Annotated in this window: 13 protein-coding genes and 1 other RNA gene; 1 reads left to right on the forward strand and 13 read right to left on the reverse strand. The window is 66.7% G+C overall.

Annotation, left to right across the window (positions count from 1 at the left end):
- Positions 1–38: 38 nt before the first annotated feature.
- Positions 39–384, reverse strand: an RNA gene (gene rnpB, locus ACWH49_RS06455) — RNase P RNA component class A.
- Between the two features lie 187 nt (positions 385–571).
- Between rnpB and ACWH49_RS06460 the strand changes: the two genes are divergently transcribed.
- A complete protein-coding gene (locus ACWH49_RS06460; protein WP_448170710.1) occupies positions 572–1,042 on the forward strand; it encodes a hypothetical protein in 471 nt (156 codons plus the stop codon).
- Positions 1,043–1,075: 33 nt separating this feature from the next.
- Here the strand turns inward: ACWH49_RS06460 and ACWH49_RS06465 are convergent, their stop codons facing one another.
- The 12 genes from ACWH49_RS06465 to ACWH49_RS06520 form a co-directional block, all read right to left on the reverse strand.
- Positions 1,076–1,840 (reverse strand): DUF3025 domain-containing protein, encoded by a 765-nt coding sequence (locus ACWH49_RS06465; protein WP_448170711.1) that lies wholly within the window; start codon positions 1,838–1,840, stop codon positions 1,076–1,078.
- Between the two features lie 19 nt (positions 1,841–1,859).
- On the reverse strand, positions 1,860–2,651 hold the full coding sequence (locus ACWH49_RS06470) for an NYN domain-containing protein (RefSeq protein ID WP_448170712.1): 792 nt from the start codon (positions 2,649–2,651) through the stop codon (positions 1,860–1,862).
- Positions 2,648–3,691: a dihydroorotase gene (gene pyrC, locus ACWH49_RS06475; RefSeq protein ID WP_448170713.1), complete on the reverse strand. Its 1,044-nt coding sequence runs from the start codon at positions 3,689–3,691 to the stop codon at positions 2,648–2,650. The genes ACWH49_RS06470 and pyrC overlap by 4 nt, the downstream gene beginning before the upstream one ends.
- Before the next feature lie 69 nt (positions 3,692–3,760).
- Entirely contained in the window at positions 3,761–4,495 is a 735-nt protein-coding gene (locus tag ACWH49_RS06480; RefSeq protein WP_448170714.1) for an amino acid ABC transporter ATP-binding protein, read from the reverse strand.
- A gap of 19 nt (positions 4,496–4,514) precedes the next feature.
- Positions 4,515–5,183: an amino acid ABC transporter permease gene (locus ACWH49_RS06485; RefSeq protein WP_448170715.1), complete on the reverse strand. Its 669-nt coding sequence runs from the start codon at positions 5,181–5,183 to the stop codon at positions 4,515–4,517.
- Positions 5,180–5,887 (reverse strand): amino acid ABC transporter permease, encoded by a 708-nt coding sequence (locus tag ACWH49_RS06490; RefSeq protein ID WP_056465291.1) that lies wholly within the window; start codon positions 5,885–5,887, stop codon positions 5,180–5,182. The genes ACWH49_RS06485 and ACWH49_RS06490 overlap by 4 nt, the downstream gene beginning before the upstream one ends.
- A 142-nt stretch (positions 5,888–6,029) precedes the next feature.
- Positions 6,030–6,932, reverse strand: a complete 903-nt coding sequence (locus tag ACWH49_RS06495; protein WP_448170716.1) for a transporter substrate-binding domain-containing protein — start codon at positions 6,930–6,932, stop codon at positions 6,030–6,032.
- A gap of 138 nt (positions 6,933–7,070) precedes the next feature.
- Positions 7,071–8,498, reverse strand: a complete 1,428-nt coding sequence (locus ACWH49_RS06500; protein ID WP_448170717.1) for an aspartate ammonia-lyase — start codon at positions 8,496–8,498, stop codon at positions 7,071–7,073.
- A gap of 29 nt (positions 8,499–8,527) precedes the next feature.
- Complete coding sequence (locus ACWH49_RS06505) at positions 8,528–9,610, reverse strand: type II asparaginase (protein ID WP_448170718.1); 1,083 nt, start codon at positions 9,608–9,610, stop codon at positions 8,528–8,530.
- 50 nt (positions 9,611–9,660) lie between these two features.
- Entirely contained in the window at positions 9,661–10,572 is a 912-nt protein-coding gene (locus tag ACWH49_RS06510) for an amino acid ABC transporter substrate-binding protein (protein ID WP_448170719.1), read from the reverse strand.
- Positions 10,573–10,579: 7 nt separating this feature from the next.
- Positions 10,580–11,884, reverse strand: a complete 1,305-nt coding sequence (locus tag ACWH49_RS06515) for a dicarboxylate/amino acid:cation symporter (RefSeq protein ID WP_056465302.1) — start codon at positions 11,882–11,884, stop codon at positions 10,580–10,582.
- 187 nt (positions 11,885–12,071) lie between these two features.
- On the reverse strand, positions 12,072–12,986 hold the full coding sequence (locus ACWH49_RS06520) for a LysR substrate-binding domain-containing protein (RefSeq protein WP_448170720.1): 915 nt from the start codon (positions 12,984–12,986) through the stop codon (positions 12,072–12,074).
- Positions 12,987–13,002 lie beyond the last annotated feature (16 nt).

Raw genomic sequence — 13,002 nt, forward strand, 5'->3', positions numbered from 1 at the left:
GGGCCGGGGAAACTGGCCGGGAAACCAGGCCGGGAAAAGTGTGAAGCGGGCCGATAGGCCGGATTCTGTGCAGCCGGTGCGTCTTGCGACGCCCCGTCCGTGACCGCCATTCCTCTGGGCCGTGCATCGCTGCGACGGCTCGATGCCACCTACCCGCCGGCTCCGCGGAGCCACATCATCGCCGGCCTATTTGGTGTTGCTGCGCGTAGAGATTGCCCGTTTCACCCGGCCGACCGCCTTGCGGCGCCCGACCGACTCGTCTCTGTTGCTCTGATCCTCACCTCACGGTGGACAGCCGTTAGCTGCTACGCCGCCCTGTGCAGTCCGGACCTTCCTCCAGTGCACCCTTTCGGGTCTCGCACCAGCGGCGGTCTGGCCCACTTCACGGCCGCGATTATGTCGGGTGAACCGCCCGGGTGCGGCATCGGCGCAACAAATTGGCCGCCGGTGGGCTCCGCCGCCAAGGTAATCGAGGTCTTGGTCAACCGATCGGGTCAACCCGCGTTCTAATACGTGCCGCGCTCCACCGGTCTGCAAACGCAGCCCGACAGCTAGCCGACTTGATGAGGGCATGTCGCTCCGAGTGCGTTGGCTCTGCGGTTTTGCCCTCACCCTCGTTCTCAAACAGGAGATTGATATGACGATGAAAAACGCTCTGACCGTCGTGGCCGCTGTCGCCGCTGCCATGTTCGCCCAAGCCACGTTCGCCCAAGCTTCGGCCCCCGCCTCGCGCGCCGAAGTCAAGGCCGAGACCAAGGCTGACGCCAAGGCCGGCAAGCTGACCCCGGCTGGCGAAGGCGCCGCGCCGATGGAAAAGTCGACCGGCAAGTCGACCAAGACCCGTGCCGAGCGCAAGGCCGAGACCCAAGCCGCCCGCAAGGAAAAGAAGCTGGCTCCGGCCGGTGAAGCCACGGCACCTGCAGCCGCCCCGTCGACTGGCCCGGCCGCTGCACGCGCCGACGTCAAGGCCGACACCAAGGCCGCAGTCAAGGCCGGCACGACGACCAAGGCCGGCGAAGGCCCGGACGCTCCGAAGAAGTAAGAATCCGTCACGGCGCCGAGTGCGCCGCGGGGTTCAGAACAGCGGCCCGCGGGCCGCTGTTTGCTTTTGTGCGACGCGAAACACGGTCGCGTCGCCATAGAAGTCCAGCGCTTCGTTCGGCCCCCACCAGCCCGGCACGCCGAGCACCGGCAGCGGCAGGAACGGCTTGGCGGCGAGTCGCGCCGGCGTCAGCGACGCGGCCGACCACGCACCCGGCGCCTCGACGCCGTCCGGCACGACCCAGGCATGCGCGGTGATCGCCGCACGGGGCCGAACCAGCTTTTCGAGCAGCGCGTGACCGAACAGCTCGAGACGCACGTCGGTCCAGGCCGCACGCTGCGTGACGAACAGCGCGTGCCAGTCGCGCCGCCGCAGCGCGTCCACCAGCGGTGCGGGCCCTTGCAACAGCGCGGCGTTCTCGTCGAAGAGCGTCAGCGCGTCGCGCACCGCACCGCGCGGCGCCCCCTTTGGCGCAGCTGCGATCTGCGCCGCCTGAAGCTCGTTCAAACGCCACTTGAGCGTCGGATGGCGCAACCACGCAAGCCCGTTGAAGAAGTCGTGGACGTTCGCGCGGGTCGGCACGCTGCCGGTGCGCGCGATGAAGGCCTCGTAGGGCTCGCCGGCCGGCAGATGGTACTGATGGACGAACCGGGGCGCCCCGGCAGGCGCCGCGGCGTTCAAGGCGTCGACCAGGCCGCCCCGATCGGCACACGTAGCCAGCGGCTCGCCGATCGCCCGCCATGGCGCGAGCCACGGGCGCGACCAGTCGACCGCCTCGAGGCCCGGCACCTGCGCCATGCAGTCCCCGGTCGGCGGCTCAGGCGCCCCGGTAGCGCACCGTGCGCGGTCGGTCGGCCGGCACGAGTTCGAAGTGCGCGGCGTGGCGCTTCAGGAAGCCGCTCGCCGACGCGCGCTTGCTGGTCAGGATCTCATGCCGGCGCAGTGCTTCGCTGACCTCGCCGAGTTGCAGCGCTGCGCCGCCACGGAGTGTCGGCACCGCTTGCAAGACGGCTTCGACCTCCGGTGGCATCGCCGGGGTCGCTGGCTTCGCGGGCGAGGTGGGGATCGGTGCAGCGCGGGCACGGGGCGGACGGGGCGGACGGGGCGCCGGGCCGGGCGCGGCACGCGGCGCCGGGGCCGACCGCGTCACGGGAGTCGGGCGCGGCGTCTCCCGCGGCGGTGTCTTGCGATGCGCCAGGTCGATGAACTCGTCGTACGCCAGCGGCGCCTCGCCGCCGGTCTTGCCGGCCTGGCCGATGCCGAGCACGCGGCAGCCCTTCTCCCGCAAGCGCTGCGCGAGCGGCGCGTAGTCCGAATCGCTGGAGGCGATCACGACCACGTCGGGGCTCTCGCAGATCGCCAGGTCGATCGCGTCGACCGCGAGCGCGATGTCGGTCGAGTTCTTGCCGGTCGGCACGTTGACCATCGGCCGGATCGCGTAGCGCTTGAACAGGTCGGTGTGCTCGATCACCTTCTGCGGGCTCGAGTAGGCGCGCCGGAAGTGGATCGCGCCGTACAGTTTCAGCAGGTGCTGGATCGCCTGCTCGATCACGTCGCCGGACAGGTTGTCGGCGTCGATCAGCAGGGCCACACGGGTGTCGTCGTTCATGCAGCGCTTTCGGCGAGTTGCCACGCCAGGCTTTCGCCGCCGCGCAGGGGTTTGAGGGTCGCTTCGCCGAACGGCAGCGACTCGGGCAGCGTCCACGCCTGGCGACGCAAGGTGACGGTGCCGGTGTTGCGCGGCAGGCCGTAGAAGGCGGGGCCGTTGAAGCTGGCGAACGCCTCGAACCGGTCGAGCGCACCGGCTGCATCGAACGCCTCGACATACAACTCGAGCGCCGACAACGCCGTGTAGCACCCTGCGCAGCCGACCGCGTGTTCCTTCAGGTGCGCGGCGTGCGGCGCGCTGTCGGTGCCGAGGAAGAACTTCGTGCCGCCGGAGGTGACGGCCGCGACCAGCGCGCGGCGGTGCTCCTCGCGCTTGAGCACCGGCAGGCAGTAGTAATGCGGGCGGATGCCGCCGGTGAAGATCGCGTTGCGGTTGTAGAGCAGGTGGTGTGCGGTGACGGTGGCGCCGACGAAACTGTCCGCCTCGGCGACGTACTGCGCCGCCTCGCGCGTGGTGATGTGCTCGAACACGATCCGCAGTTCCGGGAAATCGCGCCGCAGCGGGATCAGCTTGGTGTCGATGAACGCCCTTTCGCGGTCGAACAGGTCGATGTCGCTGTCGGTGACTTCGCCGTGGACCAGCAGCGGCATGCCCGCGCGCTGCATCGCCTCGAGCGTCTTGTAGGTCTTGCGCAGGTCGGTGACGCCGGCGTCGCTGTTGGTCGTCGCGCCGGCCGGGTACAACTTCAGCGCCACCACGCCTGCCGCCTGGGCGCGCGCGATTTCGTCGGGCGGCAGCGTATCGGTCAGGTACAGGGTCATCAGTGGCTCGAACTCGAGGCCGTCGGGCACCGCGGCGAGGATGCGCGCGCGGTAGGCCAGCGCCTGCGCCGCGGTGGTAACCGGGGGCTTCAGGTTCGGCATGATGATCGCGCGGGCGAACTGGCGGGCGGTATCGGGCACCACGGCCGCGAGAGCAGCGCCGTCGCGCACATGCAGATGCCAGTCGTCGGGGCGGGTGAGTGTGATCTCGTTCGTCATGGCGGCCGATTCTCGCACCCGAAAAAGGAAGGGCGCCCGCAGGCGCCCGCTGTCCTGTCCGACGACAGCTCAGTGCTGCAGGATCTTCGACAGGAATTCCTTGGCCCGCGGCGAGCGCGCGTCGGGGTCGCCGAAGAACTCCTCGCGCTTGCAGTCCTCGACGATCTTGCCGGCGTCCATGAAGATCACGCGGTGGCTGACCTTTTTCGCGAAGCCCATCTCGTGCGTGACGCACATCATCGTCATGCCTTCCTGCGCGAGCTGGACCATCACGTCGAGCACCTCGCCGACCATCTCCGGGTCGAGCGCCGAGGTCGGCTCGTCGAACAGCATCACGATGGGGTCCATGCTGAGCGCGCGGGCGATTGCCACGCGCTGCTGCTGGCCGCCCGAGAGCTGACCCGGGAATTTGTCCTTGTGGGCGATCAGGCCGACGCGTTCGAGCATCTTCAGGCCGCGCTTCTTGGCGTCGTCGGGGCTGCGGTTCAGCACCTTGATCTGCGCCAGCGTCAGGTTCTCGGTCACGCTCAGGTGCGGGAACAGCTCGAAATGCTGGAACACCATGCCGACACGCGCGCGCAGCTTCGGCAGGTCGGTCTTCGGATCGGCGATCGAGATGCCGTCGACGACGATGTCGCCCTTCTGGAACGGCTCGAGTGCGTTCACGGTCTTGATCAGCGTCGACTTGCCCGAGCCCGACGGGCCGCAGACGACGACGACCTCGCCCTTGTTGATGGTGGTCGTGCAGTCGGTCAGGACCTGGAAGCTGCCGTACCACTTCGATACGTTCTTGATGTCGATCATGGTGATGGACTCTCTTCTCTCAACGGATGATGGCGATCTTCTTCTGCAGCCGGCGCACGAGCATCGACAGGCTGAAGCAGATCACGAAGTAGACGACCGCGGCGAACAGGTAGGCCTCGACCGGGCGGTTGAAGTTCTTGCCCGCGACCTCGAAGCCCTTCAGCAGGTCGTAGGCGCCGATCGCGTAGACCAGCGACGTGTCCTGGAACAGGATGATGGTCTGCGTCAGCAGCACCGGCAGCATGTTGCGGAAGGCCTGCGGCAGCACGATCAGCTGCATGCACTGCTTGTAGGTCATGCCCACCGCGTAGCCGGCATTGACCTGGCCCTTCGAGACCGACTGGATGCCGGCGCGCATGATCTCGGAGTAGTAGGCCGCCTCGAACACCGTGAAGGTGATGATGGCCGACAGCTCCGCGCCGAGCGACTTGCCGATCAGCAGCGGGATCAGCAGGAAGAACCACAGGATCACCATCACCAGCGGGATCGAGCGCAGGGTGTTGACGTAGAACGCCGCCGCCATCACCAGCCACTTCTTGCCCGACAGCCGCATCAGCGCGAGGATCGTGCCGATGATGATGCCGCCGACCATCGCGATCAGCGTCAGCTGCACCGAGAAGACCAGACCCTTCCAGATGAAGTTGGTGATCAGGTTCCAGTTCAGGAAGCCGAAGTCGAGGGCCGTCATTTGCCGGCTCCCACCATGCCGGGCACGGCGACCTTGTGCTCGATCACCAGCGCGATGCGGTTGATCGCGAAGGCGGAGATGAAGTAAAGGAAGGACACGGCCAGATAGACCTCGACGCCACGCGAGGTCTCCTCAGCAGCCTGCTGCGCAAAGAAGGTCAGCTCGGCGATGCTCACCGCGAACGCGACCGACGAGTTCTTGATGATGTTCATCGATTCGCTGGTGAGCGGCGGAATCACGATGCGGAACGCCATCGGCATGATCACGTAGCGGTAGACCTGCGGCAGCGTCAGGCCCATAGCGAGGCCGGCGTAGCGCTGGCCCTTGGGCAGGGTCTGGATGCCGGCCTTGACCTGCTCTGCGATCCGCGCCGAGGTGAAGAAGCCCAGGCCGAACACGACCAGCAGGAAGCTCGGCACGGCGCGCAGCGGCAGGAAGATCGCCGGCAGCACGTGGTACCACACGAACAATTGCACCAGCAGCGGCACGTTGCGGAAGAGTTCGGTCCAGGCCTCGCCGAACCAGGAAAGGGCCTTGCTCGGCACCGTGCGCAGGATGCCGATCAGCGAGCCGACGACCAAGGCGATCACGAGTGCCAGCAGTGCGACGGACAAGGTCCAGCCCCAGGCCGACATCAACCACTGCAGGTAGGTCTGCCCTCCTCCGGTGTCCTGGAAGAACACCTGCCAATCCCATTTTCCCAAGGCTCGCTCCCGCTGATTTCGTTATGTGCCCGTTCGACCGCCGGCAAAAAGAAAACGCGGCGCAGAAGGCTCCACGCCGCGCTCGACCCAATGTAAGCAAACTTCGCGCCGGGTGGCGCTAGGGCTTACCTCAGGCCGCCGGTCACTTCTTCGCGTAGGCCTCGGCCGGCTTGTCGTTCGGGTTCGCGATCGCGTTCTTCAACGACGCCGACATCGCCATGCCGACCGTCGCGTTGCGCGGCGGGATCGGCGACATGAACCACTTGGTGTAGATCTTGTCGAGCTCGCCGCTCTTCATCAGGCCGATCACGGTGTCGTCGACCAGCTTCTTGTAGGCCGGATCGTCCTTCGGGATCATGATCGCGATCGGCTCTTCGGACAGCGACTCGCCGACGATCTTGAATTCGGCCGGGGCCTTCGAGTTGACGATCAGACCGGCGAGGATGTTGTCGTCCATCACGAACGCGTCGGCACGGCCCGATTCGAGCAGCAGGAACGAATCGGCGTGGTCCTTGCCGAACAATTCCTTGAAGTCCACGCCGGCGCCCTTCTCGTGCTTGCGCAGCAGTTGCACGGAGGTGGTGCCGGTGGTGGTCGCGACGGTCTTGCCGTTCAGCTGGGCGATCGAGGTGATGCCGGAGTTGGCCTTCACGGCCGTGCGCACGTTGGTCACGAACGTGGTCGGCGCGAACGACACCTGGCCCTGGCGCGCGGTGTTGTTGGTGGTCGAGCCGCATTCCATGTCGACGGTGCCGTTCTGCACCAGCGGCACGCGGTTGGCCGAGGTCACGACGGTGTACTCGACCGGCAGGGTCGGCGCCTTGAGGTTGGCCTTGATCGCGTCGGCGATCTTCAGGCAGACGTCGACGTGGTAGCCGGTGTACTTGCCGTCGCCCGTGGTGTAGGCCAGCGGGGCGGACGAATCGCGCGTGCCGATGACGATCTTGCCGGCAGACTTGATCTTGGCCAGCGTGTCGGCAGCCTGCGCGACGGTGACCGTGCCACAGGCCAACACGGCGGCGAGTGCGAGGGCGAGCTTCTTCATTCGGAGGTCCTTAAGGGGTTGTAGAACTGGAAACAACGGATTGTTGCGGTTGCACGCCGACGTGTAATCGGTAGGCACCCGCAAACTCAGGGTAATGCCGGAGAACGGGCATCGAACGCCAGCGCAAAGTTCGTGCCATCAGGCCACGACCAGCCGCACCGGCTGGGTCAGTCGCTCGGGCACCAACAGCGCATTCATCTCGGCCTGGCTCATGATGCCGAGCGCCTCGGCGACCTCGGCGATCGTGCCGCCTTCCTTGCCCTGGAGCGCCAGCGCCGTCTTCGCGATCAGCGCCGCCTTCTCGTAGCCGATGATCGGGTTCAGCGCCGTCACCAGCGTCACCGATTCGGCGACCCGCTTGGCCAGCACCGCATGGTTCGCCTGGATGCCCTCGACGCAGTTGACCTGCAGCGTCTTGCACGCCTGGGTCAGGTGCTTGACGCTCTTGTGAATCGCGTAGCCCATGATCGGCTCGAACGCATTGAGCTGGAGCTGACCGGCCTCGGAGGCCATCGTGATCGTCACGTCGTTGCCGATGACCTCGAACGCGACCTGGTTCATCACTTCCGGGATCACCGGATTGACCTTGCCCGGCATGATCGACGAGCCGGCCTGGCGCGGCGGCAGCTTGATGTCGCCGAAGCCGGCCTGCGGCCCGCTGGAGAGCAGCCGCAGGTCGTTGCAGACCTTGCTCAGCTTGCACGCCACGCGCTTGAGCACGCCCGAGAGCTGAACGAACGAGCCGGTGTCCTGCGTCGCCTCGACCAGGTTGGCCGCCTTGACGACCGGCACGCCGCTCGCCCCGGCGAGCATCGGGATCACCATGTCGGCATAGCCGGCCGGCGCGTTGATGCCGGTGCCGATCGCGGTCGCGCCGAGGTTGACCTCGACGACCAGCGCGCGCGCCTCGCGCAGTCGCAGCTCGTCCTCGCCGATCATGATCGCGAACGCGAGGAATTCCTGGCCGAGCGTCATCGGCACTGCGTCCTGCAGCTGAGTGCGGCCGATCTTTAGCACCTCCTTGAACTCGAGCGCCTTGGCCTCGAACGCGCCGCGCAGGTCGGCCATGGCGCCGAGCAGCGCCTCGATGCCGAACCAGGCCGACACGCGCAACGCGGTCGGGTAGACATCGTTGGTGCTCTGTGAGGCGTTGACGTGGTCGTTCGGGTGCAGCTTGTCGTAGCGGCCCTTCTCGAAACCCATGTGCTCGAGCGCGCGGTTCGCGATGACCTCGTTCGCGTTCATGTTGGTCGAGGTGCCGGCGCCGCCCTGGATCACGTCGACGACGAACTGCTCGTGCAGCTGGCCGGCGATCAGGTCGTCGCACGCCCGCACGATCGCGGCGGCCTGTGCCGGATCGATCACGCCGAGTTCGACGTTGGCTTGCGCCGCGGCCTTCTTGACGTAGGCCAGCGCGCGCACCAGTTCGGGCATGGTCGCGACCGTCTGCCCCGAGATCGGGAAGTTGTCGACCGCCCGGGCCGTGTGGACACCCCAGTAGGCGGTGAACGGGATGTCCTTCTCGCCGAGAAAGTCGTGTTCGCGGCGTGTGTCGGGGGTCGTCATGGTGGTCCTCGGTCGGTTCGTTCGGCGGATCAATAGGTCCAGAAGATGCGCTGCAGCTCCTTGGTGTCGCTCGTCTTGGTCAGCGCCACGGCGGCGAGGATCTTGGCCTTCTGCGGGTTCAGGTCGTGCGCGACGACCCAGTCGTACTTGTCGTCGGGCTGCTCGGAGTTGCGCAGCACGAAGCCGTCCGGAACGCGTGCCGAGCGGATGATCTGCACGCCGCTGGCACGCAGCTTCTTCAGCGTCTCGACCTCGTAGTCCGGCACCGAGCCGTTACCCGTGCCGGCGTGGATGATCGCCTTCGCGCCCGCCTTGCCGGCGGCGTCGGCCATCGTCGTGCCCATCTCGCCCGAGCCGTAGACGATCGAGACCATCGGCAGCGTCGTGATCGCGTCGATGTCGAACTCGCTGGCCATCGTGTGGCGCTTGACCGGCGCGCGGAACCAGTAGGTCTTGCCCTCGACGATCGAGCCGAACGCGCCCCACTGGCTGCCGAACGCGTTGGTCTTGATGTTGATGCGCTTGCCCGAATCGCGGCCCGACAGGATGTCGTCGTTCATCACGATCAGCACGCCCTTGCTGCGCGAGTCCTTCGCGGCCGCGACGGCGACCGCGTCGTACAGGTTCAGCGTCCCGTCGGCCGACATCGCGGTGCCCGGACGCATCGAGCCGACCACGACGATCGGCTTGTCGGTGTGCACGACCAGGGTCAGGAAGAACGAGGTCTCTTCGAGCGTGTCGGTGCCGTGGGTGATCACGATGCCGTCGACGCCCGGGTCTTTCGCGAGCGCCGAGACGCGCTTGGCCAGCGTCACGAGCTTCTCGTTCGTGAAGCTCTCCGAGGCGATCTGGAACACCTGCTCGCCACGCACGTTGGCGATGTCGGCCAGTTCGGGCACGCCGGCGATCAGCTTGTCGACCGGCACCTTGGCGGCCTGGTAGGTGGCGCTGTTGGCAGCGGAGGCGCCGGCGCCGGCGATCGTGCCGCCGGTGGCGAGCACGACGACGTTGGCCTTGGGTGCGGGCGCCGCCGGCGTCTGCGCGAACGCGCCGAGGTGGGTGGCGAGGAACGCGGCAGCGACGCCGCGGATCAGGCGATGAACGAGGAGCATGGGAATCCGATGAAAGGAAGGATGAGAAAGGAAGGGGACGGGTCGCTCGGCTACTCGGTGCGCGACACCATGGTCTGGATCAGCGTCTCGAGCTGCGCGCTCATCGGCAGGTCCAGGCTCACGCCGGAAGGCAGCTTGCGCAGGAACCAGCGGTTATATCGGCGCTCGATCTCGCGGTCTTCGGCGAGGGCGTGGAAGGTGTCGTTGACCAGCCTCGTGAGCTGGGCATCGCCCTTTCGGTACATGACCCCGTACGGGTCGTACGAGAGGAAGTCGCCGGTGACGACGTAGTCGGCCTGCGCCTTGTTCTGCGCGAGCAGGCCGTAGAGCAGCACGTCGTCAGTGGCGAATGCATCGACCGTGCCAGCCGCGAGCTGCGCGAACGATGCGGCATGATCGGCGGCGACGACGATCGTCATGTCGACCTTGAACTTGACGGCCAGCTCGCGCATCGTCTTCTCGTTCGTCGTGCCGGCGGTGACCACCACCTTCTTGCTGGCGAGATCGCGGAAAGTCCTGACCGGCGACCCCTTCTTCACCAGCAACTTGGTGCCGGAGACGAATATCGTCGGCGAGAACGCGACCTGCTTCTGGCGTTCCAGGTTGTTGGTGGTCGAGCCGCACTCGAGGTCGGCCTGGCCGGAGACGACCGCCGGAATTCGCGATTCGGAAGTCACCGCCTTCCACTGGATCGCGACCGTGCGGCCGACCTCCTCGCTGATCGCATCGACCAGCAGCCGGCACAGGTCGATCGAATAGCCGATCGGCTCGCCGCGTGCCGACAGGTACGAGAACGGGATCGACGATTCGCGGTGGCCGATCGTGATCGAGCCGGTCTCGCGCGCCTTGGCGAGCGTGCCGGTCAGTTGGGTGGGCGCCGGCGCGGTCTGCGCGGCGGCGAACGGGGCCGCCAGCGCCACCAGGGCGCCCACGGCGAGTCGGACGATGAACGCGCGCTTCATCGCGGGCTCAGGCGGAGATCGGGTGCGCCAGGGCTGCGGCCTCGGCGTCGATGACCTTCAGGTTCGCCTCGGCGGCGTCTTCGGACAGCAACTCGCCTTCCCATTTCGCCACCACCGCGGTGGCGATCGAGTTGCCGACGGCGTTCGTCGCCGAGCGGCCCATGTCGAGGAACGTGTCGACGCCCAGGATCAGCAACAGACCGGCTTCCGGGATGTTGAACTGGTTCAGCGTCGCGGCGATCACCACCAGCGAGGCGCGCGGCACACCCGCCATCCCCTTGGAGGTGAGCATCAGGATCAGCAGCATCGTGATCTGCGTGCCGATCGGCAGCACGATCCCGTAGGCCTGCGCGATGAACAACACCGCGAAGGTGCAGTACATCATCGAGCCGTCGAGGTTGAACGAGTAGCCCATCGGCATCACGAAGCTCGAGATCTTGCGCTTCACGCCGAACCGGTCGAGCGCGTCCAGGATCTTCGGGTACGCGGCTTCCGAGCTGGCAGTCGCGAACGACAGCAGGAACGCCTCCTTGATCAGCACCAGCAGCTTGAACACGCGCGGCCCGAGGAACAGGAAACCCGCCCCGACCAGCACCGCCCAGAGCACGAACAGGCCGAGGTAGAAGTCGCCCATGAACACGGCGAACTTCAGCAGGATCTCGAGGCCGTTGACGGCCACCGTGGCAGCCATCGCGGCCATCACCGCCAGCGGCGCCAGCTTCATCACGTAGCCGGTGATCTTGAGCATCGCGTGCGAGAGCTCGTCGATCGCGGCGACCAGCGTCTTGGCCTTGTCGCCGAGCGCCGCGAGCGCGACGCCGAAGAACATCGAGAACACGACAATCTGCAGGATTTCGTTGTTCGCCATCGCCTCGGCGAACGACTTCGGCACCAGGTGGCTGACGAAATCCTTCAGCGTGAACTTGCTCGTCGCCAGATTGGCCGAGGCGCCGATGTCCGGCAGCGGCAGGCCCAGGTTCTTGCCCGGCTCGAGCAGGTTGGCCATCACCAGGCCGAGGATCAGCGAGATCAGCGAGGCGGTCACGAACCAGCCCAGCGCCTTGCCGAAAACCCGACCGACGGAGGCGGCGTCACCCATGTGCGCGATGCCGACGACGAGCGTGGAGAACACCAGGGGGCCGATCAGCATCTTGATCAGCCGCAGGAACACGTCGGACATGATCGAGATGTAGCCGGCGATCTGCGCTGCGGTCTTCTTGTCCGGGAAACTGGTGAAAACCATGTAGCCCAGAATGATCCCGATGACCATCGCGATCAGGATCCAGGCCGCTGGCGGCAGTCGCTTCTTCATGAAAATTCTCGCCCCTTGATGTCGTTGATTCCGACGCCGGTGCTCTTCGGCACGGCGGTATGACGCTGCGTTTGAACAGCGGCGGAACTTTAGGGGCGAGGCCGAATCGGCGCCAATGCTGAATCTCCGCGACGCCATGCATGCGATGCATAGCGACTCAGGGCAAACCCTGGAGCCGGGGTCGGGCCTAGCGGGAGGCCAGGAAATCCCAGAGCGCGACGGCGCCCGGCTTGCTGTGGCGCGCCATCTCCGGGCGCTCGCGGTAGATGCGGATGTCCATCTCGATCTCGTGCACGCCGGCGGGCGCCGCGCGCACCAGGCGCTTGCTCTTCAGTTCCTTGCGCACCGAGCTCGCGGGCAGGAACGCCAGGCCGTGGCCTTCGAGCGCCATCGCCTTCAGGCCCTCGGCCATGTCGGTCTCGTAGATCGGCTCGAGCTGCAGCGGCTCCGGGGCGAGCTTGGTGATCACCTCGACCAGCCGGCCCAGGTAGGCGCCGGCGGCGTAGCTCAGGAACGGCACCGACTGGCCCGGCGCGGCCGGCAGGCTGAACAGCGGCTGGCCATCGGCGTCGCCCTTGGCGTAGGCGCACAGCGTCTCGTGGCCCAGGCTCATCATCTCGTAGCGATCCGGGTTGAGCTGCAGCGGCTGGGACGGATGGTGGTAGGCCAGCAGCAGGTCGCAGCTGCCTTCGACCAGGTGCATCACCGCATCATGCACGTTCAGCGCAATCAGCCGGCTCTTGGTCGCGCCGAAGCGCTTGCGCAGGTCCATCACCCAGTGCGGGAAGAACGTGAACGCCAGCGAGTGCGGGACCGCGAACTCGATCATGTCGTGCCCGGCCGCCTTGTGGCTGCGCATCATGTTGCGCGTGGCCTGCAGCGCGCCCAGGATTTCCAGCGCCTGCGCGTGCAGGGTTTCACCGGCGGCGGTCAGGCGGGTGGGATAGGAGGAGCGGTCGACCAGATCGATGCCGGCCCAGGCCTCGAGCGACTGGATGCGCCGCGAAAACGCCGGCTGCGTGACATGCCGCAACTGCGCCGAGCGCGAGAAGCTGCGCGTCTCGGCCAGGCTGACGAAATCTTCGAACCACTTGGTCTCCACGGCGCCCAGTGTAGCG

The organism is Rhizobacter fulvus, from assembly GCF_964020785.1.

Excerpts from the sequence above, each read along its gene's own strand:
- ACWH49_RS06480 (WP_448170714.1), bottom strand. The coding sequence starts at position 4,495 with ATGATCGACATCAAGAACGTATCGAAGTGGTACGGCAGCTTCCAGGTC.
- ACWH49_RS06460 (WP_448170710.1), top strand. The coding sequence starts at position 572 with ATGTCGCTCCGAGTGCGTTGGCTCTGCGGTTTTGCCCTCACCCTCGTT.
- pyrC (WP_448170713.1), bottom strand. The coding sequence starts at position 3,691 with ATGACGAACGAGATCACACTCACCCGCCCCGACGACTGGCATCTGCAT.
- ACWH49_RS06470 (WP_448170712.1), bottom strand. The coding sequence starts at position 2,651 with ATGAACGACGACACCCGTGTGGCCCTGCTGATCGACGCCGACAACCTG.
- ACWH49_RS06495 (WP_448170716.1), bottom strand. The coding sequence starts at position 6,932 with ATGAAGAAGCTCGCCCTCGCACTCGCCGCCGTGTTGGCCTGTGGCACG.
- ACWH49_RS06465 (WP_448170711.1), bottom strand. The coding sequence starts at position 1,840 with ATGGCGCAGGTGCCGGGCCTCGAGGCGGTCGACTGGTCGCGCCCGTGG.
- ACWH49_RS06500 (WP_448170717.1), bottom strand. The coding sequence starts at position 8,498 with ATGACGACCCCCGACACACGCCGCGAACACGACTTTCTCGGCGAGAAG.
- ACWH49_RS06505 (WP_448170718.1), bottom strand. The coding sequence starts at position 9,610 with ATGCTCCTCGTTCATCGCCTGATCCGCGGCGTCGCTGCCGCGTTCCTC.
- ACWH49_RS06485 (WP_448170715.1), bottom strand. The coding sequence starts at position 5,183 with ATGACGGCCCTCGACTTCGGCTTCCTGAACTGGAACCTGATCACCAAC.
- ACWH49_RS06515 (WP_056465302.1), bottom strand. The coding sequence starts at position 11,884 with ATGAAGAAGCGACTGCCGCCAGCGGCCTGGATCCTGATCGCGATGGTC.
- ACWH49_RS06510 (WP_448170719.1), bottom strand. The coding sequence starts at position 10,572 with ATGAAGCGCGCGTTCATCGTCCGACTCGCCGTGGGCGCCCTGGTGGCG.